Source organism: Nocardioides sp., from assembly GCF_035503875.1.
GTDB lineage: Bacteria > Actinomycetota > Actinomycetes > Propionibacteriales > Nocardioidaceae > Nocardioides.
On sequence record NZ_DATJTA010000090.1, the window covers coordinates 55,029 to 79,564 of the forward strand.

The window sequence follows — 24,536 nt, forward strand, 5'->3', positions numbered from 1 at the left end:
CTACTTCAGAGGGGTGTTGCGGTGGAGCTCAGTGCTCGTCCGCGAGCGCGCCCTGGATGTACATGGCGTTCAGGAGGACGAAGACGTAGGCCTGGAGGAACTGGATCAGGATCTCCAGGAAGGCGACGAGGATGAACAGGACCCAGGCCAGCACGCCGACCGGGGCGTAGGCGCCGCCCATCTCGACGATGAGGTACTCGCCGCCGAGGGCGAACAGGATCAGCAGCAGGTGGCCGGCGAACATGTTGCAGAAGAGTCGCAGCGCCAGCGTGACCGGCCGGACCAGGATGTTCGACATGAACTCCAGCGGGATCAGCAGCAGGAGCATCGGCCCGCCGATGCCGGCCGGGACGCACTGGAGCTTGAGGTAGCCGACGAAGCCGTGCTTCCGGATGCCGACCGCGTTGTAGATGACCCAGCTCAGGATCGCGAGCCCGTACACCATGCCCGAGCGCGAGAACGTCGGGAACTGGATGAAGGGGATCGTCGCGAAGAGGTTGTTCAGCAGGATGAAGAAGAACAGCGTGAACAGGTACGGGACGAACCGGGCGAAGTCGTGGCTGCCGATGATGTCGCGGCCCAGCGAGTTGCGGGCGAAGCCGTAGGCCTCCTCGCCGACGAACTGCAGCTTGCCCGGCACCATGGCCCGCTTGCGCGAGGCGATGTAGAAGAAGACGAAGATGACCAGCGCCGAGACGATGATCTGCAGCATCGGCTTGGTGAAGCCCGCGACGAAGTCCTGTCCGAACATCGTGAACGTGTCGTGACCGCCGCCGATGGCGGGGAGGTCGAAGTCCGCAGGACCGGGGGCGTGGAAGCTTTCTCCGCCTTCGCTGCGGATGCTGACGCTGCCGATGGCGCTCAACGTGTCTCCTGTGTCTTCGCTGCTGGGGTCACTGCTTGTCCTCGTCCTGCGGATCGTCGTCCGGGATCTGGAAGCGCTTGTAGGTCTGGTACGTGCCGAGTGCGGCACCGGCGATGACGCCGATCGCCACCAGGAACGACGTCCCCAGCCAGCGATCGAGTCCCCAGCCGATCAGGCCGTACAGGAACACGCCGGAGACGAGGTACCCGAAGGCGTTCCAGGGGTCGCCTCGGTGCCGGTTGGGGTCGCGTTGCCCTGCGGGGGGTTCGTGCGGAGCCATCGCGAACGGGACAATAGCAGCCGGCGATCATCACCGATCACCCGCCTCGGTGCGGGGTCCGGCGGCACTGACGACCGGATCCGTGGAGTCCTCCACCGGCAGGTCGTAGACGGGAATCCGGATCGTGGTGGCGAGGACGACCTGGGCCGCGAGCCACACGAACGTCCCTCCGATCACCACGCCTGCCAGCCACTCCCGGTCGAGGGTGTCGTCGAGCAGCCCCGACCCCGAGAGCGCGGCGAACACCAGGCCCATCAGCACGACCTGGAGCACGTAGGTCAGCAGTGCGACCATGAGCGACGCGGCGGGCATCAGGCCGGCCACGGTGTTGACCACCGTCGAGCCGAAGCCGAGGACCGCGAGCACCAGGAGCGTCCCCGCGAGGGCGGCGTAGGCGGCGCTCGAGCCGACCACGAGCCCACCCGCGAGTGCCGCCGCGAGACCGAAGGTCAGACCGGCCGCCGCCGCGCCCACGAGGACGAGCGTCCCCCTGGCGCGAGGGTCTGACTGCGACTCGGTCGTCATTTCGGCGGCCCGTCCATGAGGGTGTGCGGTGTCGTGATGCACCGGCGTCGGCGCTCGTGAAAACTATCACAAAGTCCCGAGGCGATCGAAACCGGGTACGACGACACGGCCCGGAACTCCGTCAAGATGTCCTTGACTTTGCGATGTCCGAAAGGCAACGTTCGCGGCCCTTGGCCGGCATCGGGTCGGCCAATGACCACGAAGGAATGACACGTGCTCCGTTCGAACGTGTGCAAGACCCTGTTCGCAGCAGTCGTCGTGACCGGCAGCCTGACCGCCATGCCGGCGGCTCACGCGGCCGCCGGGGACAAGCCGCCGACCTGCGTCAAGACCAAGATCAGCGAGAACGACGACATCATCTCGAAGGAGATCGCGAAGGTCACGAACAGCTGCAGCACCAGCAAGCGCGTCCGCGTGATCTGGGCCGCCGGCAACGACGGCGGCTGCGTCACCATCGCGGCGGGCAAGTCGAACAGCTGGCGGGCGCCCAGCGCCTTCGCCAGCTACGACAAGACGGTGATGTGCTGAGCGAGATCCGCTCATGAGGCAGGGAGGCGCCGCTCGGCGCCTCCCTGTCGCCACTCAGCCCTCCGGTGACTCGTCCAGGGCCTCGAGCACCTTCGGCTTGTGCAGGACGGGCAGCGCGAAGGTCAGGATGATCGTGAGCGCGGCCATCGCCCCCAGGGAGACCCACATGGCGGTCCCCTCGTACAGGCTGGCGAGCACCGTGCCGAAGGCGATCAGGGCCGCCCACAGCCACATGATCGCCACCGCCCGCCGCTGGGAGTGCCCGATCTCCAGCAGCCGGTGGTGCAGGTGCTGCTTGTCGGGGGCGAACGGCGAGCGTCCGGCCCTCGTACGGCGGACCACGGCCATCACCAGGTCCAGCATCGGCACCAGCAGGATCGAGACGGGCAAGAGGAGTGGGAGCAGCGTCGGCAGCAGGCTGGCCGTCGCCCCGGAACCGCCCTGGGTGAGCTCGGAGCCGGAGAACTGGCCGGTCAGCGTGATCGCGCTGGCCGAGAGCACCAGACCGATCAGCATCGAACCGCTGTCGCCCATGAACAGCCGGGCGGGGTGGAAGTTGTGCACCAGGAACCCGGCGCAGGCGCCCGCGAGCGACACGCTCAGCAGGGCCGCCGTGGTCGCCCGGTCGGCGCTGTTGAGGCGGGTCAGCTCGTAGCTGAAGACGAAGAAGGCGATCGCCCCGATGCCGACCACGCCCGCGGCGAGGCCGTCGAGACCGTCGACGAAGTTCACGGCGTTGACGGTGGCGACGACCACGAACCCGGTGAGCAGTGCCCCCTGCGCCTGGTCGATGGTGATCTGCTGACCGTCGGTCCACGGGATGAAGACGTACTGGATCTGGAAGCCGATCAGGAACGCCGCGGCGAGCACCTGACCGCCGAGCTTGGTGAGCGCGTCGAGCTCGAAGAGGTCGTCGAGAACCCCCACCGCACAGATCAGGGCGCCTGCGATCAGCACGACGCCGGCGTCGCGGAAGACGAACGGCCCACTCCCCTGCGACAGGAACGGCAGCTCGCGCGCCACGAGGTACGCCGCGACCAGGCCGCCCAGCATGGCCAGGCCCCCGAGGTACGGGATCGGCTCGTCGTGGACGTCGCGGTCGCGCACCTGGGCGACCGCGCCGGTGCGCAGCGCGATCTCCCGCGCCACCACGGTCAGCAGGAAGGTGACCGCCGCGGCGACGAGGAAGACGAGGACGTACTCCCGCAACCGCTACCCCTCGTCCGTCAGGGTGGCGCCGAGCGACTCCAGGGCCGCGTTGAGGGTCGAGACGTCGATCGCGCCGCGCCGCAGGATGCGCCCCCGGGCGCCGGTGCAGTCCACGATCGTGGAGGCCTCACCGCCGGGCGAGACCCCGTCGTCGACCACCACCGCGACGGCGTCGCCGAGCATCTCGGTGGCCTGGTCGGCGTCGGTGGCCGCCGGCAGGCCGGTCCGGTTGGCAGAGCTGACCGCCAGCGGGCCGGTGCGTTCGAGGATCTCCAGGGCGACCTGGTGGTCGGGCATCCGGACCGCCACGGTCCCGCGGGTGTCGCCGATGTCCCAGCGCAGCGAGGTCTGCTGGTGGCAGACCAGGGTCAGCGGTCCCGGCCAGAACGCCTCGACCAGGGTGCGGGCGTAGTCGGGGACCCTGGTCGCGAGGGCGTCGAGGGTCGTGGCCGAGCTGACCAGCACCGGCGGCGGCATCTCGCGGCCCCGGCCCTTGGCCGAGAGCAGGGCGCGCACGGCGGCCGGGTCGAAGGCGTCGGCCCCGATCCCGTACACCGTGTCGGTCGGGAGCACGACGAGCTCACCACGCTGGACCGCCAGGGCGGCGGCCTCGACGGCGGCCTCGCGCTCGTCGTCGGACGAGGTCGGGTAGCGCTCGGTCACGGCAGCATCACGGGGCTCATCGTGCCAGCCGCGCGGTCAGGAACCGCGGCCGACCTGCCAGGTCCTCGTGGTCGCGTACGTCGCGCCAGCGTCCGGAGGCCACGAAGACGGCCGGCGCGACCTCGCCCTGCGCGTCGGCGTGCTCGGCGCCCACCACTCCCCCGGGCCGCAGGAGCAACGCGGCCCGCTGCTCCAGGACGCGGATCGCGTCGAGACCGTCGTCACCGGAGAAGAGCGCCAGATGGGGGTCGTGGTCACGGGCCTCGGCCGCGACCGACTCCCAGGCGTCCAGCGGGATGTACGGCGGGTTGCAGACGACCACGTCGACCGTCCCGGCCAGGTCGTCGAACGCCGTCGCCATGTCGCCGTGCCGCAGGTCCACGTCCGTCCCGGCCAGGTTGCGCTCCGCCCAGGCGTGGGCGTCGGGGTCGAGCTCGACCGCGTGCACGCGGGCACCGGGCACCTCGTCGACGACGGACCTCGCCACGGCGCCCGAGCCGGTGCACAGGTCGACCACGACGGGGGGCTCCCCGGTGGCGGTGGCCACGGCGCGCGCCTGCTCGATCGCCCAGCCGGCGAGCAGCTCGGTCTCCGGGCGCGGCACGAACACACCCGGCCCGACCTGCAGCTCCACGTGGCGGAACCACGCCACCCCGGTCAGGTGCTGCAGCGGCTCACGCGCCGCGCGGCGGGTCAGCAGCGCGTCGTACTCGGCGCTCGCGCTGGGCGCCACCGCCTCGACCAGGAACAGGCGGGACCGCTCGGTGCCGAGGACGTGGGCCAGGAGCGTCGCGGCGTCGACCTCGGGGCTGTCGACGCCGGCATCGGCGAGCCGGGCGGTCGCGGCGCGGAGCAGCTCGCGGGCCGTCGCGGGCCCGGTCACTGCTCGAGGGCTTCCAGCTGAGCGGCGAGATCGGCCTCCACGCAGGAGCCGAGGACCGGCTGCAGGTCACCGTCGAGGACCTGGTCGAGGTTGTAGGCCTTGTAGCCGGTGCGGTGGTCGGAGATCCGGTTCTCCGGGAAGTTGTAGGTGCGGATCCGCTCCGAGCGGTCCACCGTGCGCACCTGGCTGCGCCGGGCGTCGCTGGCCTCGGCGTCGGCGGCCTCCTGGGCGGCCGCGAGCAGCCGGGCCCGCAGGATGCGCATCGCCTGCTCCTTGTTCTGCAGCTGGCTCTTCTCGTTCTGGCAGCTCGCGACGATCCCGGTGGGGACGTGCGTGATCCGGACGGCCGAGTCGGTCGTGTTGACGCTCTGGCCTCCCGGTCCGCTGGAGCGGTAGACGTCGATGCGCAGGTCGTTGTCGTTGATCTCCACGTCGACCTGCTCGGCCTCCGGCATGACGAGGACACCGGCCGCGCTGGTGTGGACCCGGCCCTGGGACTCGGTCACCGGCACCCGCTGCACGCGGTGCACCCCGCCCTCGAACTTCAGCAGCGCGTACGGCGCCTCGCCCGGCTCGGGCGTGCCCTTGGCCTTCACCGCGACGGTGACCGACTTGTAGCCGCCCAGGTCCGACTCGGTGGCGTCGAGGATCTCGGTCCGCCAGCCGCGGGCCTCGGCGTACCGGGTGTACATGCGGAGCAGGTCGCCGGCGAACAGCGCCGACTCCTCGCCGCCCTCCCCCGACTTCACCTCGAGGATGGCGTCCTTGTCGTCCGCGGGGTCGCGCGGCACCAGCAGCCGGCGCAGCCGCTCCTCGGCGTCGTGGCGCCGGGCCTGCAGCGACTCGGCCTCCTCGGCGAAGGCCGGGTCCTCGCCGGCCAGCTCCCGGGCCGCCTCGACGTCGTCGCCGAGCTGCTGCCACTCGCGCCAGGCCCCGATGATCGAGGAGAGCGCGGCGTAACGCTGGTTGAGCTGCTTGGCCAGGCGCGGGTCCGCGTGCGTCTCCGGTGCCCCGAGCCGCTCCTCCAGGTCGCGGTGCTCCGTGAGCATGCCTTCGACGGCCTCGAACATCGTGCGTCTCCTCCTCGTGCGGACCCGGGTCCCGGCCGCGCGAGGGCGGTCAGGGGCCGTGAAATGACGAGCGCCGGTCCCTGCCCAGGGGCAGGGACCGGCGCTCGGGGGCAGCTACTTGGCAGCCTTCTTGGCGTAGCGGGCCTCGAAGCGGGCGACGCGGCCGCCGGTGTCGAGGATCTTCTGCTTGCCGGTGTAGAACGGGTGGCACTGCGAGCACACGTCGGACTTGATGGCGCCCGACGTCACGGTGCTGCGGGTCGTGAACGACGCGCCACAGGTGCAGGTCACCTGGGTCTCGACGTACTCGGGGTGGATGTCCTTCTTCATGGTGAGTTCCTCTCAGCCGCCGGGTCGCCTCCGCGCGGTGCGGAGAGCGTGAACCGGAACCAGCGCACAAGTGTGCCACCGACTCGAACGTCGCGGTAATCGGGGGCATTCCCGACCCGGTGCTCGCTCAGGTCGGGCGCGGCAGCTCCATCACCTCGGCCAGCGGCGCGGCACGCTCGTCCAACGCCGCAGCACGCTCGGCCTTCAGCGGAAGCTCGATCTCGACCCGGGTCCCCAGGCGCTCCATGGACTCGATGCGCATCTCGCCGGCGTGCTTGTCGACGATCGTCTGCACGATCCGGACGCCGAGGCCGGTGCCGGCGATCTCGTTGGTGACGGCGTTCGAGGCCCGGAAGAAGCGGGTGCCGAGACGCTCCACCTCCGCCGCCGGGATGCCGATCCCGTGGTCGGTGACGCTCACCGTCGCCCGGTTCGCCTCCCGGGTCAGCGAGACCTCCACGCGCCCGCCGTCGCGGCTGAACTTCACCGCGTTGCTGAGCACGTTGAGGAAGGCCCGGTTGAGCATCGCCCGGTCGGCCATCACGGGCAGCGGCAGGTCGGGGACGCTGACCTCCACCCCGATGCCGCGACCCGCGGCGGTGATCCGGACGTCGGTGACGGCCTCGCGCAGCACGGGGACCAGGTCGACGACCTCGAGGTCGGTGCCCCGGTTCTCGGCCTTCGAGAGCGTGAGCAGGTCGTCGATCAGCGCCCGGAGCCGTGCGACGTTGCGGCGGGTCGCCTCCAGCATCCGCTGGTGCCGCGGCTCCATGCGGTCCTCGAACTCCTCCGCCACCATCTCCAGGTAGCCGCTGATCGTCGTCAGCGGGGTCCGCAGCTCATGGGACACGTTGGAGACGAAGTCGTCCTTGGCGGTGTCGAGGTTGCGCAGGTCGCGCTGGATCCGGTGCTCCACCGCACGGGCGCGCGCCTGGGCCTCCGCGAAGTCGTTGAGCCCGGACGCGATCGCCCGGACCTCCCGCGGTCCCTGCTGGCGGGCGCGGACGTCGGGCTCGTTGCGCGACATCTTCTGGACGACGTTCTCCAGCTCGATGAGCGGCGCCGAGAGCTCGCCGAGCAGCCGGGTCCGCGCCCGGGAGACGCCCATCCACGCGATGCCGGCCAGCACGACGACGCCCAGGATGGTGCCGCGGAAGCGCCACTGCGCGTCGTCGCGGGCCTGGCTCACGCGCTGGTCGAACGCCTCGGTGGTGGCCGCGTGGGCGTCCTCGACCGTGGCGAAGGTGGCCCGGCCCAGGTCGAAGCGCTGCTGGTCGAAGCTCCGGGGACCGCCCGGCGCCGCGATCCGCGGGTCGGCGTACTGGTTGATCCAGAGCTGGGCGGCCTCCTCCTGGCGGGTGACCAGGATGTCGAGCTGCGCGTCGCCGGCGGCGTACTCGCGCACCCGGTCCTGGTCGGCCGCGAGGTCCGTGCGGAGCTGCTCGTAGGCGGTGCGGGTCGTGGGGTCGTTGCTGCTGGACCACGCCTCGACCGTGCCGGCCATGGCCGTCAGGTCGAGCAGCACGTCCTGGTTCGCGGCCGCGGCCGGCTGCAGGTCCTCGGTGAGGTGGTCGACGGCGCGGGTGCAGAGCACCACGCCCAGGATGCCGATGATCGCCGTCAGCGCGACCAGGACGCCGAGGCGGAGGATGACCGGGGCGACCAGCCGGGCGACCGGGCGACCGCTGCGGGATAGCGGTGCGGCCTTGCCGGGGGTGCGCGGTGAGATGCCGGTCTGGACCGACGGTGCCATCGGACGGCTACTGCGAACGGGAGAGGAGAGCCTCGACGCGCGAGGCCAGCTCCCGAGGGCTGAACGGCTTGGTGATGTAGTCGTCGGCGCCGGAGTCGAAGCCGGTCTCCACGTCGGACTCCTGCGCCCGGGCCGTCAGCAGGATCACCGGCAGGTCCGCGAGCCCCGGATCCGAACGGATCGCCCGGATCGCGTCGAGCCCGGAGACCCCCGGCATCATCACGTCGAGCACGGCGAGGTCCGGGCGCTCGGCCTGGCACGCCTCGACGGCCGCCTGCCCGTCCGAGACCGCCGTGATGTCGTGCCCGAGGGTCGACAGCTTGAATTCGACCAGCTCCCGGATGTCGACATCGTCGTCCGCGACCAGGATCCGTGCCACGTCGGTGTTCCTCCCTGCGTTGATCCGCACGCTTACCCCCCGCGCGACGGTCTCGGCGAGCAGCCTATCTGCAAGCCGAGGTCCCTATGCCCGCATTGGGCTTAGTCGTCGTCGCCCGCGGTGGGCGTGGTCTTCTGCACCTGCATCAGGAACTCGTAGTTCGTCTGCGCCTTCTTCAGCCGCTCCAGCAGCAGCTCCAGAGCCTGCTGCCCGTCGAGCGAGGAGAGCACGCGACGGAGCTTCCAGACGATCGCCAGCTCCTCCTTCGACAGCAGCAGCTCCTCGCGGCGCGTGCCGGAGTGCAGGGCGTCGATGGCGGGGAAGAGCCGCTTGTCCGCGAAGTCGCGGCGCAGCCGGATCTCCATGTTCCCGGTGCCCTTGAACTCCTCGAAGATCACCTCGTCCATCTTCGAGCCGCTCTCGATCAGCGCGGTCGCCAGGATCGTCAGGGAGCCGCCGTTCTCGATGTTGCGAGCGGCACCGAAGAACTTCTTGGGCGGGTAGAGGGCCGCCGAGTCGACGCCGCCGGAGAGGATCCGGCCGCTGGCGGGTGCGGCCAGGTTGTAGGCGCGGCCCAGGCGGGTGATCCCGTCGAGGAGTACGACGACGTCGTGCCCGAGCTCGACGAGGCGCTTGGCCCGCTCGATGGCGAGCTCGGCCACCATCGTGTGGTCGGCGGCGGGCCGGTCGAAGGTGGAGGAGATGACCTCGCCCTTCACGGACCGCTCGAAGTCGGTGACCTCCTCGGGCCGCTCGTCGACCAGGACCACCATCAGGTGGCACTCCGGGTTGTTGGTGGCGATCGAGTTGGCGATGGACTGCAGCACCATCGTCTTGCCGGCCTTCGCGGGCGAGACGATCAGGCCGCGCTGGCCCTTGCCGATCGGCGCGGCGATGTCGATGACCCGCCCGATCATGTTGTCGTGACCGGTCTCCAGCCGGAGCCGCTCCGACGGGTAGAGCGGGGTCAGCTTCGAGAAGTCGACCCGGTGCTTCGCGCTCTCCGGGTCCGCCCCGTTGACGCTGTCGATGCGCACCATCGGGTTGAACTTCTCCTTGCGCTCGCCCTCGCGGGGCTGGCGCACCTGGCCGACGACGGCGTCGCCTCGGCGCAGGCCGAACTTGCGGACCATCGACAGGGAGACGTAGACGTCGTCGGTGCCGGGGAGGTAGCCGCTGGTGCGGACGAACGCGTAATTGTCGAGCACGTCGAGGATGCCCGCGGCGGGCACGAGCACGTCGTCCTCGAGGATCGTCGTGTCGGGCTCGTTGCGCCCGCGCGGCGCGTCCGAGCGGGCCGCTCCGGTGCGGTCGCGGTCGCGGCCCCGCCGGCGGCGGTTGCGGCCGCGGCCCTCCCCCTCCAGCTCCTGCTCGTCGCGGTTCTGGTCGCGCTGCTGGTCGCGGTTCTGGTCGCGGTTCTGGTCGCGGTTCTGGTCGCGCTGCTGCTCGCGCTGCTGGTCGCGCTGCTGCTCGCGGTTCTGCTCGCGCTGCTGGTCACGCTGCTGCTCGCGGTTCTGCTCGCGCTGCTGACCACGGTTCCGCTCCCGCTGCTGGCCGCGGTCGGAGCGCTCGTCCTGCTCGCCCCGGTCCGCACGCTCCTGGCGCGGCGCGTCCTGCTCCTGCTTGTCCTGCTTGTCCTGCTTGCCCTCCGTCGCGGCGTCCTGCTTGCCCGACTTGCCCTGCCGACCCTGTCGCGCCTTCTTCGACGGCTGCTGGTCGGGCTGGGCCGGCGTCTCGGAGCGGTCGGCCTCGACGGGCGCGGCCACCGGCTCGGCGACGGGGAGCTCGGGCTGGGCGTCGCCCTGCGGCTTGCGGCTCGAGCGCTGGCGCGCGGGCTTCTCCTCCCGCGTCGGCGCGGCCGGCGCTCCGCCCGAACCGCTCTGCGCGACCTTGATGGCCTCGACGAGCTGAGCCTTCTTCATGCCGCCCGCACCCGCGATCCCCAGACCTCCGGCCATGGACTTCAGGTCCGCCAGGAGCATGGAGTTGAGGCCGGTGCCGCGCTTCCTCGGAGCGGCCGGAGCCGAGTCCGAGGCTGCCGCGGACGAGTCGATGGTCTCCGTCACGTGAGGTCCTTCGCACGTATCACTGCCGAGACCGCCCACCGGGCGACGTCGGCTGCTGGTCAGGTCCGCTCCTCGTCACCGGTGCTCGCCGCGAATGGCGAGGACACGGAAATCCGTGCGGGATGAGGAGTGGTTGCGCACCCGGCGAGACGTCCGCGAGGAGGTCTGGAGAGGGTGCTACACCGAACTGAGCGGCGTACCGCCAGGGTATCACCCGGTCGGACGCCAAGGACGCGGACCGCCGAACTCGGCCCGGCGCGGTCAGTCGACCGACGCGCCCCGGGTGTCGACGGAGAGCCGGTGCACGGCCCACCCGTCGGGACGGCGGGCCGCCAGCGCCTCGACCTCCTCCGCCGCCGTGACGTCGCAGAAGGCCAGCACCGTGGGGCCGGCGCCCGAGACGACGGCGGCACGACCGTCCGCGCGCAGCTCCGCCACCAGGGCGTGCGAGGCCGGCATCGCCGGGCGGCGGTAGTCCTGGTGCAGGTAGTCGCGGGTCGCGAGCAGCAGGTGCTCCGGGCTGCCCGCGAGCGCGGCGACCAGCAGCGCCGCACGACCGGCGTCGGCCGCCGCGTCGGCGTGCGGGACCGTGGCGGGCAACAGGCCCCGGGCCACCTCGGTCGAGACCGGGTCGGCGGGCACGAAGACCACGGCCCCGACCGCCGGATGCACGGGCGAGGCCACGGCGTACCACTGCTCGGCCTCCCGGCCGGAGATCACGAAGCCGCCGAGCAGGGCCGGTGCCACGTTGTCGGGGTGTCCCTCGAGGTCGGCGGCGAGCCGCAGCACCCCGTCGTCGTCGAGCCGCTCCGCACCGTCGGCGACCAGCGCGCGGGCGAGCACCAGCCCGCCGACGATCGCGGCGGACGAGGAGCCCAGGCCCCGGGCGTGCGGGACGACGTTCTCGCAGGACAGGCGCAGCCCGGGGGGCTGCTCGCCGAGCGCCGCGAACGCGAGGCGCATCGCGCGCACGACCAGGTGCGTCTCGTCGAGGGGTACGCCGCCCTCCCCCGCCCCGCGGACCTCGACGACCAGCCCCTCGGCGACGACCTCGCCCTCGAGGCGGTCGCGCAGGTCGAGCGCGAGGCCGAGCGAGTCGAAGCCCGGACCGAGGTTGGCCGAGGTCGCGGGGACCGAGACCCGGACCGGACCCTGGACGAACGTCACCGCGGGCGCTCAGGCGAGCCCGGCGGCCTCGGCCGCCTGGGTCACGTCGGCGTCGACGACGGTGTCGACGAGCGGGCCGAAGCCCTCCAGCGCGGTGGCGGTGTCCTTCAGTCCGTGACCGGTGACGGTGATGACCAGCTGCTTGCCGGCGTACGACTCCCCCGCGGCGAGCTGCTGCAGCAGGCCGGCGACGCCCGCGGCGGAGGCGGGCTCGACGAAGACGCCGTCGTGGCAGGCCAGCTCGCGCTGGGCGGCCAGGATCTGGTCGTCGGTGACCGAGGCGAACGACCCGCCGGACTCGTCGCGCGCCGCCTCGGCGAGCTTCCAGGAGGCGGGGTTGCCGATCCGGATCGCGGTGGCGCGGGTCTCGGGGTCGGGGAACGGCTCGCCGGTGACGAGCGGGGCCGCGCCCTCGGCCTGGAAGCCGCGCATCACGGGCTTCTTCGTGGCCAGACCGAGGTCGGCGTACTGGTTGTAGCCGAGCCAGTACGCCGAGATGTTGCCGGCGTTGCCGACCGGCAGCAGGTGGTAGTCGGGGGCGTCGCCGAGGAAGTCGACGATCTCGAAGGCAGCGGTCTTCTGACCCTCCAGCCGGACCGGGTTGACCGAGTTGACCAGCGCGACGGGGTAGTCCCAGGCGAGGCCCTTGGCCATCGCCAGGCAGTCGTCGAAGTTGCCGCGGACCATGATCACCTGGGCGCCGTGCAGGATGGCCTGGGCCATCTTGCCGGCGGCGATCTTGCCCTCGGGGACCAGCACGAGCGGCTTCAGCCCGGCCTTGGCGGCGTAGGCCGCCATCGAGGCCGACGTGTTGCCGGTGGAGGCGCAGACGACGGCCTGCGCCCCGTCGTGCTTGGCGACCGAGATGGCCGCCGTCATGCCGCGGTCCTTGAACGAGCCGGTGGGGTTGTCGCCCTCGACCTTCAGCCACACCTCGCCCCGGGTCAGGCCGGAGAGCCACTCGGAGTGCACCAGCGCGGTGCCGCCCTCGCGCAGGGTCACCGCGGCGGTGCCCTCGGGGATCTCCAGCAGGTGGCGGTACTCCTCGATGACGCCGCGCCACTGGTGGGTGCGGACGGGGGTCGCGGTGGTCACTCTGACTCTCCTTCGACGCGCATCACCGAGGTGACCTCGCGCACGGTCTCCATGCCACGCAGGTGCTCCACGGTGGCGCTGAGCTGGGCATCGGTCGCCTCGTGGGAGACCACGACGAGCTGGGCGTCCAGGTCGCGGCCCTCCTGACGCACCGTCTGGATGGACACGTCGTGCTCGGCGAACGCGAGCGCGACCTGGGCGAGCACGCCCGCACGGTCGTCGACGTCGATGGCGACGTGGTACCGGGTGCGGGTCTCCCCCATCGGCAGCACGGCGCGGTCGGCGTACGCCGACTCACCGGCGCCGCGGGTCTCGGCGAGCCGGTTGCGGGCCACCGTGACCAGGTCGCCGAGCACGGCCGAGGCCGTGGGCGAACCGCCCGCGCCGGGGCCGTAGAACATCAGCTGGCCGGCGGCCTCGGACTCGACGAACACCGCGTTGTAGGCCTCGCGGACGCTGGCCAGCGGGTGCGAGCGGGGAATCATCGCGGGGTGGACGCGGACGGCGACCGCGTCGTCCTTCAACTCGCAGATGGCGAGCAGCTTGACGACGGCGTCCATGTCGCGCGCCGACTGCACGTCGGCGGCCGTGACCTCGGAGATGCCCTCGCGGTGCACGTCGGAGGCGGTGACCCGCGAGTGGAAGGCCAGCGAGGCGAGGATCGCGGCCTTCGCGGCGGCGTCGAAGCCCTCGACGTCGGCGGTCGGGTCGGCCTCGGCGTACCCGAGCTCCTGGGCCTCCTCGAGCGCCTCGGCGAAGCCGGCGCCGGAGGTGTCCATCTTGTCGAGGATGAAGTTCGTGGTGCCGTTGACGATGCCGAGCACCCGGGTGACCTTGTCGCCGGCCAGGGACTCGCGCAGCGGACGCAGGATCGGGATGGCGCCGGCGACGGCGGCCTCGTAGTAGAGGTCGCGGCCGTGCTTCTCGGCGGCCTCGAAGAGCGTCGGTCCGTCCTCGGCGAGCAGCGCCTTGTTGGCCGTCACCACGCTGGCACCGTTCTCCAGCGCGGCGAGGATCAGGCCCCGGGCGGGCTCGATGCCGCCGATGACCTCGACCACCAGGTCGATGTCGTCCCGGGTGACCAGGCCCATCGCGTCGGTGGTCAGCAGCCCCTCGGGCACGTCGACGTCCCGCTGCGCGTCGAGGCGGCGTACGGCGACGCCGGCCAGCTCCACCGGCGCGCCCACGCGGGCCGCCAGGTCGGACGCCTGCTCGTCGAGCAGCCGCACCACCTGCGAGCCGACCGAGCCGCAGCCCAGCACCGCCACCTTCAACGCGACCCCCGGTTGTCGAGCTTGTCGAGACACCATCACTGATCACCCATGTCCGTCGCCAACAGGTCGTCCTCAGTCTCGCGGCGTACGACGACGCGCGCGACCCCGTCCCGCACCGCGATCACCGGCGGCCGCAGGGCGTGGTTGTAGTTGGAGGCCATCGACCGGCAGTAGGCACCCGTCCCGGGCACCGCCAGCAGGTCGCCCGGGCGTACGTCGCCCGGCAGGAACTCGTCCTTGACCACGATGTCGCCGGCCTCGCAGTGCTTGCCGACGACCCGCGCCAGCACCGGCGCCGCGTCGGAGGACCGCGAGGCGAGGGTGGCGGAGTAGTCGGCGTCGTACAGCGCGGTGCGGATGTTGTCGCTCATCCCGCCGTCGACGCTGACGTAGGTGCGCACCGCGCCCCCGTCGAGGTGGACCGGCTTGACGGTGCCGACGGTGTAGACGGTGCACATGGCCGGGCCGACGATCGCGCGGCCGGGCTCGATCGACAGCCGCGGCTCGGGGATGCCGAGCGCGCGGCACTCGTGCTCGACGATCTTCGACATCTCCGTCGCGAGCTGCGCCGGGTCCGAGGGGTCGTCCTGGGTCGTGTAGGCGATGCCGAAGCCGCCGCCGAGGTCCATCTCGGGCATCGTCACACCGAGCTCGTCGGACACCCGGGCGTGCAGCGCGAGCACCCGCCGGGCCGCGACCTCGAAGCCGGCGGAGTCGAAGATCTGGCTGCCGATGTGGGAGTGCAGCCCGAGCAGCTCCACGCCGGGCGCGTCCTGCACCCGGCGGACGGCCTCGAACGCGTCGCCGGAGGTGATCGAGAAGCCGAACTTCTGGTCCTCGTGGGCGGTGGCGATGTACTCGTGCGTGTGGGCCTCGACGCCCGCGGTGACCCGGATCATCACACGCACCGGCAGGCCGGTGTCCTGGGCGATCATCGCGACCCGCTCGATCTCGTGGAACGAGTCGAGGACGATCCGCCCCACGCCCTCGGCGACGGCCCGGCGCAGCTCGGTGACCGACTTGTTGTTGCCGTGGTAGCCGATCCGGGCCGGGTCGACGCCGGCGCGCAGCGCGACGCTCAGCTCGCCGTTGGAGCACACGTCGAGGCTGAGCCCCTCCTCGGACACCCAGCGGGCGACCGCGGTGCAGAGGAACGCCTTGCCGGCGTAGTAGACGTCGTACGACGAGAACGCGTCGCGGAAGGCGCGCGCCCGGGCGCGGAAGTCGTCCTCGTCGAGGACGTACGCCGGGGTGTTGTGCTCGGCGACCAGGTCGGCGACCGGCAGGCCGCCGACGTGGAGCTCGCCGTCGACCTTGTGGGCGGTCGAGGACCACAGGTGCGGGACCAGGTGGTTGGGGTCGGCGGGCTCGCGCAGCCAGGACGGACCGCGGAGGGCTCCGGGCGCGTGCGCCCAGCCGGCTTCGTGCGTCATCGTCGTACGTCCCGTCACATCCGCTCGGGCGCGGAGACGCCGAGCAGGTCGAGGGCGTTGGCGAAGACGACCCGGGTGGCCGCGACCAGCGCCAGCCGCGCGCGGTGCAGGTCCGTGGGCTCCTCGTCGCCCATCGGCAGCACCCGGCAGTTGTCGTAGAAGCGGTGGTAGATGCCGGCGGTGTCCTCGAGGTAGCGCGCGATCCGGTGCGGCTCGCGGAGCTCGGCGGCGCTGGCCACCACCCGCGGGAGCTCGGCGAGCGCGCGCAGCAGCTCGCCCTCCTTCTCGTGGGTGAGCAGGTCCATCCGCTCCCCCGGCTCCAGGCCGAGGTCGGCGGCGTTGCGCAGGATCGAGGAGACCCGCGCGTGGACGTACTGGACGTAGTAGACGGGGTTCTCGCTCGACTGCTTGGTCATCGTGGCGACGTCGAGGGTCAGCGGCGAGTCGGCCGGGTAGCGCGCGAGGGTGTAGCGCAGCGCGTCGACCCCGATCTCCTCGGTCAGCTCCTGGAGGGTCACGATCGTGCCGGCGCGCTTGGAGAGCTTCATCTCCTCGCCGTCCTTCATGATCTTGACGAGCTGCCCGATCAGCACCTCGATGTTCTTCTCGGGGTCGTCGCCCGCGCAGGCCGCCATCGCCCGCAGCCGCCCGACGTACCCGTGGTGGTCGGCGCCGAGCAGGTAGACGCAGCGGTCGTAGCCGCGCGCCCGCTTGTTGAGGTAGTACGCCGTGTCGCTGGCGAAGTAGGTCAGCTCGCCGTTGGAGCGGATCAGCACCCGGTCCTTGTCGTCCCCGAAGTCGGTGGTCCGCATCCACACGGCCCCGTCCTCCTCGAAGATGTGGCCCTTCTCCTTCAGCGAGCGCAGAGTGTCCGACACCGACTCGTTCTCGTGCAGCGAGCGCTCGGAGAACCAGGTGTCGAACTCGGTGTGGAAGGTCCGCAGCTGGTCGCGCTGCTCGGCGAGCTGGGCGGCGTAGCCGGCCTCGCGGAACGCGACGAGGCGCTCCTCGGGCGGCAGGTCCGGCAGGCCGGGGTCGGCGGCGACGAGGCGGGCGGCCAGGTCGTGCACGTAGCCGCCCTGGTAGCCGCCCTCCGGGATCGGCTGCCCCAGGGCCGCCGCCTCGAGCGAGGCCCCGAACAGGTTCATCTGGTTGCCGCGGTCGTTGATGTAGAACTCGCGGTCGACGTCGGCACCCGCCGCGTCGAGCACCCGCGAGAGCGCGTCGCCCACCACGGCCCACCGGGTGTGGCCGAGGTGCAGCGGGCCGGTCGGGTTGGCGGAGATGAACTCCACGTTGATCCGCTCGCCGGACAGAGCGTCGTTGTCGCCGTACGACGCTCCCGCGGCGAGGATGTCGAGCGCGACCCGGCCCTGCGCGCCCGCCTCGACGGTGATGTTGAGGAAGCCCGGCCCGGCGATCTCGACGTCGGCCACGCCGTCGACCTGCATCAGCCGCGCCGCGACCAGCTCGGCCAGCGCGCGCGGGTTGGTGCCGGCCTTCTTGGCGAGCTGGAGCGCGACGTTCGTGGCGTAGTCGCCGTGACCCTTCTGCCGGGGTCGCTCCACCGTCACGCTGGTCGGGACGCCGTCCGGGAGGGCGAGCGCGCCCTCGTCGGTCAGGCGCGTCAGGACGTCGACGATCGCGGTGGAGAGCTGCTCGGGGGTCACCGACCCAGGGTATCGGCGCCCGGACGCTGGCCCCGCATCGATATCCGCGGTGGACGGGCGGAGGCGATTGCACGTCCGCGTCGGGTCGGCTGTAAGGTTCACAACCGCACCGGCGACGGTGCGTGCGCCTCCGTAGCTCAGGGGATAGAGCACTGGTTTCCGGTACCAGGTGCCGCAGGTTCGAATCCTGCCGGGGGCACTCGTCACGAAGCGCCCGGACCCGCGAGGGTCCGGGCGCTTCTGCGTGTCAGCAGCGCTTGATCGTGGCGTCCCGGCGTGCGTCGTCGCCGTAGCGGCGCGCGGCCGCGACGTTCGGGATGACCACGCTCGCGCCGCCCACGTTGCCGATGCCGCCCGGGAGGACGCAGGTCGTGATCCGGCCGGGCTCGACCTGGGCGACGGCCTGGGCCAGGCGGTAGAGCTCGGCCGGCCCGAGGTCGGTGTGCAGGTGCCGCATCGTCGAGGCCACGCCCCGCTCGATGAGGCCCGGCCGGTCGGCGCGCGCCCGGATCGCGGCGTGGATGCCGCGCAGCACCCGCTGCTGGTTGGCCGAGCGGTCGAAGTCGCCCCCGGGCAGGCTCTTGCGGATCCGGGCGAACGCGTGGGCCTGGTAGCCGTCGAGCTTGATCCGTCCGGCCTTGAAGCCCTTCGGCTTGAGGTACTGGTCGGAGAAGGCACGCGGGTTGCGCACCTCGATCCCGCCGATGTCGTCGACCATCCGCTCGAAGAACTCGAAGCGGGTGACGAACACGTAGTCGGGCTGCACGCCGACGAGGTTGCCGACGGTCCGGCCGAGCAGCTGCGGGCCGCCGAAGGTGAGCGCGGCGTTGACCCGGCTGGAGCCGTGGCCCGGGATCGGGACCCACGAGTCGCGCGGGATGCCGATCGACGTCGCCGCGCCGGTCCGGGTGTTCAGGCCGATGAGCTGCAGCGCGTCGGCGCGGGTGCGGAGCATCGACTCCCCGGGCCGGGCGTCGGAGCCCGCGGCCAGGATCCACACGACGCCCGGCGCGACGGACAGCCCCTCCGCGCGGTTGACCTTGACCAACGCGACCTGCTCCGAGCGCGGTGCCGAGTCGGGGACGACGACGGCCGCGATCGCGAGCACCAGCCCGAGCGTGAGGATCCTCACCAGTCGCTTCATCGTGCGCTCCCCCCGCCGGCGGGACGGGCGCCCGCCGACACGTCGTACCCGAACACCTGCCAGCCGCGACCGCCGCCCTTGGTGAGGAACAGCCGGCCGCGGACGGTCATGACGCGCGCGATCTCCCCGCTGGTGCGGAACTGGAGCGAGACCCGGGCGGTGACCGCGGCGGCGCGCCGCTTCACCGCGAGTACGTCGAGCGCGACCGCCCGGCGCCGCACGGTCACGCCGGTGATCCGTTCGCCGATCGGCACGTTGGTCATCACCCGCAGATCCCGCCGGACGTCACGTCGCGCCCCGGCGGTGAAGCCCGCGAACGCGTCGCCGACACCGGCCCGCGGCCAGCTGCCGCCGACGTACGCCCCGTCGAACCACGCGTCGACGATCGGCACGACCTGGCCGAGCAGCTGGTCGCGGGTCGCCCGGGAGATCCGGGTGCCGGCCACCTGGCCGATCCGGGCGACGGTGGCCGGTGCCGGCTCGGCCGTGGGCGTCGCCGTCGCGGCCGGTGGGGGCGTCGGCTCGGCGTCGTCCCCACCGTCGTCGCCGCTGCAGCCGCCGGCCGTCACGACCAGGGCCGCGGCGAGGGTCGCGACCATGGTCCGGCCCGGCCGTCGGCCCCGCGTCGTTCTCACGTTCATGCTCAAGGACTCCCGATTTCGTCCGATGGAGGGGCATGTGGTGCGGATCGCATTCCACTCAGTGCCCGATTGCTGGCCCTGACCTCGGCATTCGCTGGGTGAGGGGTCTAGCCTGGAACACCGGAAACCCATCCACGCGCGTCATTCGGAAGAGGCGAAGCTAAGTCGTGCCGCAGTCCTCAGGCAGCCAGTCCACCCACTCCACCTCCGCGGGCCCGCCGGCCGACGATTTCGGGGCCAACGAGTGGCTCGTGGAGGAGATGTACGAGCAGTACAAGAAGGACCCCGGCAGCGTTGATGCGACGTGGGTGAAGTTCTTCAAGAACGGCCACGGTAGCAACGCCCCGACTGCCACCAACGGCGCGCCCGCCGCGCCCGCGAAGTCCGCGCCCGCTGCGGCCGCGGCGCCCGCGAAGGCCGCGCCGGCCCCCGCCAAGACCGAGGCCAAGACCGAGACCAAGCCCGAGACCAAGCCCGCAGCCAAGTCCGACGCCAAGCCCGCCCCGGTCGCGAAGCCGCGCCCCGACGCCAAGGCCGCCGAGCCGGCGAAGGGCACCACCTCGCCGGTGCCGAAGGAGTCCCCGAAGGCCGAGCCGGCCGCGGCGAGCGACGAGCCGACGTACACCGTGCTGCGCGGCGCCCCCGCGCGGACCGCGCAGAACATGGACGCCTCCCTCGAGGTGCCGACCGCGACCTCGGTCCGCTCGGTGCCGGTGAAGCTGCTGTGGGACAACCGCACGGTCATCAACAACCACCTCGCCCGCGCCCGCGGCGGCAAGGTCTCCTTCACCCACCTGATCGGCTACGCGCTGGTCAAGGCCGTGAAGTCGATGCCGGAGATGAACAACGGCTTCGACGTCGTCAACGGCAAGCCCAACCTGATCACCCCCGCGCACATCAACCTCGGCCTCGCGATCGACGTCCCCAAGCCCGACGGCTCGCGCCAGCTGCTCGTCCCGAGCATCAAGGCCGCCGAGACGATGGACTTCGCGGGCTTCTGGACCGCCTACGAGGACATCGTCCGCAAGGCGCGCGACGGCAAGCTCGGCGTCACCGACTTCCAGGGCACCTCGATCTCGCTGACCAACCCCGGCGGCATCGGCACCAGCCACTCCGTCCCCCGCCTGATGAAGGGCCAGGGCGCCATCATCGGCGTCGGCGCGATGGAGTACCCGCCCGAGTGGCAGGGCGCCTCCGCCGAGGCGATCGCCCGCAACGCGATCTCGAAGGTCATGACGCTGACCTCGACGTACGACCACCGGGTCATCCAGGGTGCGCAGTCCGGCGAGTTCCTCAAGCGCGTCCACCAGCTGCTGCTCGGCCAGGACGGCTTCTACGACGAGATCTTCCGCTCGCTGCGCATCCCCTACGAGCCGATCCGCTGGAGCAGCGACATCTCGACGTCGCACGACGACGAGATCAGCAAGCAGGCCCGGATCCTCGAGCTCATCCACGCCTACCGCGTGCGCGGGCACATGATGGCCGACACCGACCCGCTGGAGTACCGCCAGCGCAGCCACCCCGACCTCGAGGTCGAGTCGCACGGGCTGACCCTGTGGGACCTCGACCGCGAGTTCGCGACCGGCTCCTTCGGGGGCACCGGCCGCCGGTTCATGAAGCTGCGCGACATCCTCGGCATCCTGCGCGACTCGTACTGCCGCACCATCGGCATCGAGTACATGCACATCATGGACCCCGAGCAGCGCCGCTGGCTCCAGGAGCGCGTCGAGCAGCCGCACACGAAGCCGCCCCGCGAGGAGCAGCTGCGGATCCTGCTCAAGCTCAACCAGGCCGAGGCCTTCGAGACCTTCCTGCAGACCAAGTTCGTCGGCCAGAAGCGCTTCTCCCTCGAGGGCGGCGAGACCACGATCCCGGTCATCGACGAGATCTGCGAGGCCGCGGCCGAGTCCGGCCTCGACGAGGTCACCATCGGCATGGCCCACCGTGGCCGGCTCAACGTGCTGGCCAACATCGTCGGCAAGAAGTACTCCCAGATCTTCCGCGAGTTCGAGGGCAACATCGACCCGCGGACCGTCCAGGGCTCCGGCGACGTGAAGTACCACCTCGGCGCCGAGGGCGAGTTCGTCGCCGGCTCCAAGGACACGATCAAGGTGTCCGTCGCGGCGAACCCCTCGCACCTCGAGGCGGTCGACCCGGTCCTGGAGGGCATCGCCCGGGCCAAGCAGGACGTGCTCAACCAGGGCGCGGTGTTCCCCGTCCTGCCGCTGCTCGTCCACGGTGACGCCGCGTTCGCCGGCCAGGGGGTCGTCGCCGAGACGCTCAACCTCAGCCAGCTGCGCGGCTACCGCACCGGCGGCACCGTGCACGTCATCGTCAACAACCAGGTCGGCTTCACCACCTCCCCCGGCTCCTCCCGCTCGTCGCTGTACTGCACCGACGTCGCGCGGATGGTCCAGGCGCCGATCTTCCACGTCAACGGCGACGACCCGGAGGCGTGCATCCGCGTCGCCCGGCTGGCGTTCGAGTACCGCCAGGCGTTCAACAAGGACGTCGTCATCGACCTCGTCTGCTACCGCCGCCGCGGTCACAACGAGGGCGACGACCCGTCGTACACGCAGCCGCTCATGTACGACCTCATCGAGCAGAAGCGCTCGGTGCGCAAGCTCTACACCGAGTCCCTCATCGGTCGTGGCGACATCACGATCGAGGAGGCCGAGCAGGTGCTGCGCGACTACCAGCAGCAGCTGGAGCGCGTCTTCACCGAGGTCCGCGAGGCCAGCACCCAGCCGTCGGAGTGGACGACGGTGCCGGACTACCCGGAGAAGCCGATCGGCGAGACCGACACCGCGGTGCCGCTGGAGTACCTCAAGCGGATCTCTGACGCGTACGTCACCCCGCCCGACGGCTTCACGGTCCACCCGAAGGTGATGCCGCAGCTGCAGCGCCGCGCCGCCGCGATCACCGACGGCCCGATCGACTGGGGCACCGGCGAGATCCTCGCCTTCGGCTCGCTGCTGATGGAGGGCCGCCCGGTCCGCCTCGCCGGCCAGGACTCGCGCCGCGGCACCTTCGTGTCCCGCTTCGCGACGATCATCGACCGCAACAACGCCGACGAGTGGACCCCGCTCGCCTCCCTCACCGAGGACCAGGCGAAGTTCTACGTCTACGACTCGCTGCTCTCCGAGTACGCCGCCCTCGGCTTCGAGTACGGCTACTCCGTGGCCCGTCCGGACGCGCTGGTGCTGTGGGAGGCGCAGTTCGGCGACTTCGTCAACGGCGCGCAGACCGTCATCGACGAGTTCATCTCCTCCGGTGAGAGCAAGTGGCGCCAGCAGTCCGGCGTCGTGCTGCTGCTGCCGCACGGCTACGAGGGCCAGGGCGCGGACCACTCCTCCGCGCGGATCGAGCGGTTCATGCAGATGGCCGCCGACGAGGCGTTCGTGGTCGCCCAGCCGAGCACACCGGCGTCGTACTTCCACCTGCTGCGCCAGCACTCGCTGGGCGAGGAGCACCGGCCGCTGATCGTCTTCACGCCGAAGTCGATGCTGAAGCGCAAGGAGGCCGCGTCGCAGCCGGCCGACTTCACCTCCGGCAGCTTCAAGCCCTTCATCGGCGACGCCCAGGCCGACCCGGAGAAGGTCGACACCCTGCTGCTCTGCTCGGGCCGGGTGACCTGGGACCTGATGGTCGAGCGGGCCAAGCGCGAGGACGGCGAGCGGTTCGCCGTCGGCCGGGTCGAGCAGCTCTACCCCCGCCCGGTCGACGCCATCAAGGCCGAGATCGCCCGCTACCCGCACCTCAAGCAGGTCCGCTGGGTGCAGGACGAGCCGCTCAACATGGGCCCGTGGCCGCACTACGCGCTCAACGTCTGGCCCGACGTCGACGCGCAGGTCGTGCCGGTCACCCGCCCGGAGGGCTCCTCGCCCGCCGTCGGCACCGTCAAGCGGCACCAGGCGGAGCAGAAGGACCTCATGGAGCGCGCCTTCGGCTGACGCTCGGCCGACGAACCACCCTGGTGTGGCCCGCTCCGCGTCTCGACGCGGTGCGGGCCACACGCCTTTCAGACAGGAGCACGGCGATGTACTTCACCGATCGCGGCATCGAGGAGCTGCAGAAGCGGCGCGGCGACGAGGAGGTCACCCTGGCCTGGCTCGGCGACCAGCTGCAGGCCTTCACCGACGCCCACCCGGAGTTCGAGACCGCCGTCGAGCGGTTCGCGACCTGGCTCGCCCGCCTCGACGACCCCGAGGACTGACCCCGAGTCGGCAGAACTTGCGCGCCGAGTCGGCAGAACTTGCGCGCCGAGTCGGCAGAACTTGCGCGCCGAGTCGGCAGTAACCGACCTCCGGACCAGCCGCAACTCGTGTCCACTCGGCCGCACGGAGGCGCCGGGTCGGCCTAGGGTGGCCCCCATGACCAGCCCCGCGGACCCGTCGTACGACGTCGCCTACCCGCCGGCCCCGTGGAACATGGTGGGCCAGCTGTGGCTCTCGCTGTTCCGGATCAAGGACGCCGTCGACGAGCTGCGCCCCGCCGGCATCTACGGCGCGGCGTTCGTGTCCTACGAGGAGGGCAGCCCGCTGACCTACTCCGAGCTGCTCGTCGCCCGGCCGGTGAAGGAGGACGGCCTGAAGGCCGTCAGCATCACCGACATCTGGGTCGACTCCCCCGCCTCCGTCGCGGGCGGGCGGGGGCTGTGGGCGATCCCGAAGGAGCTGTGCGACTTCACCCTGGAGTCGAGCTACCGGGGTCCGCTGTCACGCACCGAGCTGAGCGCGTCCGTGGAGCGGCAGCCGATCGCGCACGCGCGGTTCAGCGACATCTCGCGGATCGCCGTCCGCACGCCGTTCAAGGGCGACACCTGGCAGCCCGCGATCGACGACCACGCGGGGCCGGTCACCGCCCACCTCACGGGATCGGCGAAGGCACTGCCGTGCCGGAGCCACTGGGAGTTCGCGCCCGACGGCCCGCTGGGCTGGCTGGCCGGACGGCGTCCGCTGATCTCGTTCCGGATGACCGGCTTCCGGATGTCCTTCGCCTGACGTGCCCCGGCGGATCGAACCCGACCCCGACGTCGTACGCCGGATCGCGGCGAGCGCGAGCGCACTCCCCGATGCCTACGAGGAGGACGCCTGGACGGGGGTCCGGTGGCGGATCCGCGCCCACACCTTCGCGCACGTGATGGTGGCCCAACCGGGCTACGAGTCGTCGTACCGCGACATCACCGGCGACCCCACGCCGCGGACCGTGCTGACCTTCCACTCCCGCGGCGACGAGCTGCTCGCCCTCACCCACGCCGGCCTGCCGTTCTACAAGCCGCCGTGGTCGGGGACGATCGTCGGGCTGGTGCTCGACGAGGAGACCGACTGGGACGAGGTCGCCGAGCTGGTGACCGAGTCGTACCGATGCCGGGCGCCGAAGTTCCTGGTCCGTCGCCTGGACCAGTAAGGCCGACACCGCGCTAGACGGTATGAGGTGACCGCTCAGGGCTTCTGAGGGTTGTAGGCCGGGGCCTCACTCACAAATGGTCGTGGGTTACCGAGTAGGGCTGGCCTGCTCGGCCTATCCAACAGTTGTGGGAGGCCCCGGGTGTTTACCGA

General features: G+C 71.5%; 23 protein-coding genes and 1 tRNA gene. 6 read left to right on the forward strand and 18 right to left on the reverse strand.

Annotation, left to right across the window (positions count from 1 at the left end; genetic code table 11):
* Positions 1 to 28: 28 nt before the first annotated feature.
* Genes atpB through VMF51_RS21615 form a run of 3 tightly spaced genes read right to left on the reverse strand, consistent with a single transcriptional unit; the run spans position 29 to position 1,619 of the window.
* Entirely contained in the window at positions 29 to 865 is an 837-nt protein-coding gene (atpB, locus tag VMF51_RS21605) for a F0F1 ATP synthase subunit A (RefSeq protein ID WP_325476540.1), read from the reverse strand.
* A gap of 28 nt (positions 866 to 893) precedes the next feature.
* A complete protein-coding gene (locus tag VMF51_RS21610) occupies positions 894 to 1,145 on the reverse strand; it encodes an AtpZ/AtpI family protein (RefSeq protein ID WP_325476541.1) in 252 nt (83 codons plus the stop codon).
* Between the two features lie 30 nt (positions 1,146 to 1,175).
* A complete protein-coding gene (locus tag VMF51_RS21615) occupies positions 1,176 to 1,619 on the reverse strand; it encodes a hypothetical protein (RefSeq protein ID WP_325476542.1) in 444 nt (147 codons plus the stop codon).
* A gap of 264 nt (positions 1,620 to 1,883) precedes the next feature.
* On the opposite strand from VMF51_RS21615, the gene VMF51_RS21620 reads away from it, so the two are divergent.
* Entirely contained in the window at positions 1,884 to 2,198 is a 315-nt protein-coding gene (locus VMF51_RS21620; RefSeq protein ID WP_325476543.1) for a hypothetical protein, read from the forward strand.
* 54 nt (positions 2,199 to 2,252) lie between these two features.
* Here VMF51_RS21620 and VMF51_RS21625 read toward each other — a convergent pair whose 3' ends face one another.
* The 13 genes from VMF51_RS21625 to argS form a co-directional block, all read right to left on the reverse strand.
* Positions 2,253 to 3,407, reverse strand: a complete 1,155-nt coding sequence (locus VMF51_RS21625; RefSeq protein ID WP_325476544.1) for an MraY family glycosyltransferase — start codon at positions 3,405 to 3,407, stop codon at positions 2,253 to 2,255.
* A gap of 3 nt (positions 3,408 to 3,410) precedes the next feature.
* Positions 3,411 to 4,070 carry an L-threonylcarbamoyladenylate synthase gene (locus tag VMF51_RS21630; RefSeq protein ID WP_325476545.1) on the reverse strand — a complete coding sequence of 220 codons (660 nt, stop codon included), beginning with the start codon at positions 4,068 to 4,070 and terminating at the stop codon, positions 3,411 to 3,413.
* 16 nt (positions 4,071 to 4,086) lie between these two features.
* The gene (gene prmC / locus VMF51_RS21635; RefSeq protein ID WP_325476546.1) at positions 4,087 to 4,953 is read right to left on the reverse strand and encodes a peptide chain release factor N(5)-glutamine methyltransferase; all 867 of its coding nucleotides are present in this window, start codon (positions 4,951 to 4,953) and stop codon (positions 4,087 to 4,089) included.
* Positions 4,950 to 6,023 (reverse strand): peptide chain release factor 1, encoded by a 1,074-nt coding sequence (gene prfA, locus VMF51_RS21640; RefSeq protein WP_325476547.1) that lies wholly within the window; start codon positions 6,021 to 6,023, stop codon positions 4,950 to 4,952. The genes prmC and prfA overlap by 4 nt, the downstream gene beginning before the upstream one ends.
* Positions 6,024 to 6,137: 114 nt before the next feature.
* On the reverse strand, positions 6,138 to 6,353 hold the full coding sequence (gene rpmE / locus VMF51_RS21645; protein WP_325476548.1) for a 50S ribosomal protein L31: 216 nt from the start codon (positions 6,351 to 6,353) through the stop codon (positions 6,138 to 6,140).
* Positions 6,354 to 6,480: 127 nt separating this feature from the next.
* Positions 6,481 to 8,106, reverse strand: a complete 1,626-nt coding sequence (locus VMF51_RS21650; protein ID WP_325476549.1) for a sensor histidine kinase — start codon at positions 8,104 to 8,106, stop codon at positions 6,481 to 6,483.
* Positions 8,107 to 8,113: 7 nt separating this feature from the next.
* Positions 8,114 to 8,485: a response regulator transcription factor gene (locus VMF51_RS21655; RefSeq protein WP_325476550.1), complete on the reverse strand. Its 372-nt coding sequence runs from the start codon at positions 8,483 to 8,485 to the stop codon at positions 8,114 to 8,116.
* Between the two features lie 101 nt (positions 8,486 to 8,586).
* The gene (rho, locus tag VMF51_RS21660; protein ID WP_325476551.1) at positions 8,587 to 10,551 is read right to left on the reverse strand and encodes a transcription termination factor Rho; all 1,965 of its coding nucleotides are present in this window, start codon (positions 10,549 to 10,551) and stop codon (positions 8,587 to 8,589) included.
* Between the two features lie 261 nt (positions 10,552 to 10,812).
* Positions 10,813 to 11,718 (reverse strand): homoserine kinase, encoded by a 906-nt coding sequence (gene thrB, locus VMF51_RS21665; RefSeq protein WP_325476552.1) that lies wholly within the window; start codon positions 11,716 to 11,718, stop codon positions 10,813 to 10,815.
* A 9-nt stretch (positions 11,719 to 11,727) separates the two neighbouring features.
* Complete coding sequence (gene thrC / locus VMF51_RS21670; protein ID WP_325476553.1) at positions 11,728 to 12,813, reverse strand: threonine synthase; 1,086 nt, start codon at positions 12,811 to 12,813, stop codon at positions 11,728 to 11,730.
* Complete coding sequence (locus VMF51_RS21675; RefSeq protein ID WP_325476554.1) at positions 12,810 to 14,123, reverse strand: homoserine dehydrogenase; 1,314 nt, start codon at positions 14,121 to 14,123, stop codon at positions 12,810 to 12,812. Before VMF51_RS21675 ends, thrC begins: the two co-directional genes overlap by 4 nt.
* Positions 14,123 to 15,520 carry a diaminopimelate decarboxylase gene (lysA, locus tag VMF51_RS21680; protein WP_325476555.1) on the reverse strand — a complete coding sequence of 466 codons (1,398 nt, stop codon included), beginning with the start codon at positions 15,518 to 15,520 and terminating at the stop codon, positions 14,123 to 14,125. Before lysA ends, VMF51_RS21675 begins: the two co-directional genes overlap by 1 nt.
* Positions 15,521 to 15,534: 14 nt before the next feature.
* Entirely contained in the window at positions 15,535 to 17,190 is a 1,656-nt protein-coding gene (argS, locus tag VMF51_RS21685; protein ID WP_325476556.1) for an arginine--tRNA ligase, read from the reverse strand.
* 126 nt (positions 17,191 to 17,316) lie between these two features.
* Here argS and VMF51_RS21690 point away from each other — a divergent pair.
* Positions 17,317 to 17,389: transfer RNA gene (locus tag VMF51_RS21690), tRNA-Arg, on the forward strand.
* Between the two features lie 48 nt (positions 17,390 to 17,437).
* Here VMF51_RS21690 and VMF51_RS21695 read toward each other — a convergent pair.
* Together VMF51_RS21695 and VMF51_RS21700 are read right to left on the reverse strand one after the other, a co-directional pair.
* Positions 17,438 to 18,334 carry an LCP family protein gene (locus VMF51_RS21695; RefSeq protein ID WP_325476557.1) on the reverse strand — a complete coding sequence of 299 codons (897 nt, stop codon included), beginning with the start codon at positions 18,332 to 18,334 and terminating at the stop codon, positions 17,438 to 17,440.
* The gene (locus VMF51_RS21700; protein WP_325476558.1) at positions 18,331 to 18,969 is read right to left on the reverse strand and encodes a hypothetical protein; all 639 of its coding nucleotides are present in this window, start codon (positions 18,967 to 18,969) and stop codon (positions 18,331 to 18,333) included. The genes VMF51_RS21695 and VMF51_RS21700 overlap by 4 nt, the downstream gene beginning before the upstream one ends.
* 173 nt (positions 18,970 to 19,142) lie before the next feature.
* On the opposite strand from VMF51_RS21700, the gene VMF51_RS21705 reads away from it, so the two are divergent.
* From VMF51_RS21705 to VMF51_RS21720, 4 genes are all read left to right on the forward strand, one after another.
* On the forward strand, positions 19,143 to 22,928 hold the full coding sequence (locus VMF51_RS21705; protein WP_325476559.1) for a multifunctional oxoglutarate decarboxylase/oxoglutarate dehydrogenase thiamine pyrophosphate-binding subunit/dihydrolipoyllysine-residue succinyltransferase subunit: 3,786 nt from the start codon (positions 19,143 to 19,145) through the stop codon (positions 22,926 to 22,928).
* A gap of 86 nt (positions 22,929 to 23,014) precedes the next feature.
* Positions 23,015 to 23,191: a DUF6104 family protein gene (locus VMF51_RS21710; protein ID WP_244929367.1), complete on the forward strand. Its 177-nt coding sequence runs from the start codon at positions 23,015 to 23,017 to the stop codon at positions 23,189 to 23,191.
* Positions 23,192 to 23,348: 157 nt separating this feature from the next.
* The gene (locus VMF51_RS21715) at positions 23,349 to 23,978 is read left to right on the forward strand and encodes an acetoacetate decarboxylase family protein (RefSeq protein WP_325476560.1); all 630 of its coding nucleotides are present in this window, start codon (positions 23,349 to 23,351) and stop codon (positions 23,976 to 23,978) included.
* Between the two features lies 1 nt (position 23,979).
* Positions 23,980 to 24,384 (forward strand): MmcQ/YjbR family DNA-binding protein, encoded by a 405-nt coding sequence (locus tag VMF51_RS21720; RefSeq protein WP_325476561.1) that lies wholly within the window; start codon positions 23,980 to 23,982, stop codon positions 24,382 to 24,384.
* The last annotated feature ends 152 nt before the right edge of the window (positions 24,385 to 24,536 follow it).

Coding starts and splice junctions, on each gene's coding strand:
- VMF51_RS21610 (WP_325476541.1), bottom strand. CDS start 1,145: ATGGCTCCGCACGAACCCCCCGCAGGGCAACGCGACCCCAACCGGCAC.
- lysA (WP_325476555.1), bottom strand. CDS start 15,520: ATGACGCACGAAGCCGGCTGGGCGCACGCGCCCGGAGCCCTCCGCGGT.
- VMF51_RS21710 (WP_244929367.1), top strand. CDS start 23,015: ATGTACTTCACCGATCGCGGCATCGAGGAGCTGCAGAAGCGGCGCGGC.
- VMF51_RS21650 (WP_325476549.1), bottom strand. CDS start 8,106: ATGGCACCGTCGGTCCAGACCGGCATCTCACCGCGCACCCCCGGCAAG.
- rpmE (WP_325476548.1), bottom strand. CDS start 6,353: ATGAAGAAGGACATCCACCCCGAGTACGTCGAGACCCAGGTGACCTGC.
- VMF51_RS21695 (WP_325476557.1), bottom strand. CDS start 18,334: ATGAAGCGACTGGTGAGGATCCTCACGCTCGGGCTGGTGCTCGCGATC.
- VMF51_RS21675 (WP_325476554.1), bottom strand. CDS start 14,123: ATGGTGTCTCGACAAGCTCGACAACCGGGGGTCGCGTTGAAGGTGGCG.
- prfA (WP_325476547.1), bottom strand. CDS start 6,023: ATGTTCGAGGCCGTCGAAGGCATGCTCACGGAGCACCGCGACCTGGAG.
- VMF51_RS21715 (WP_325476560.1), top strand. CDS start 23,349: ATGACCAGCCCCGCGGACCCGTCGTACGACGTCGCCTACCCGCCGGCC.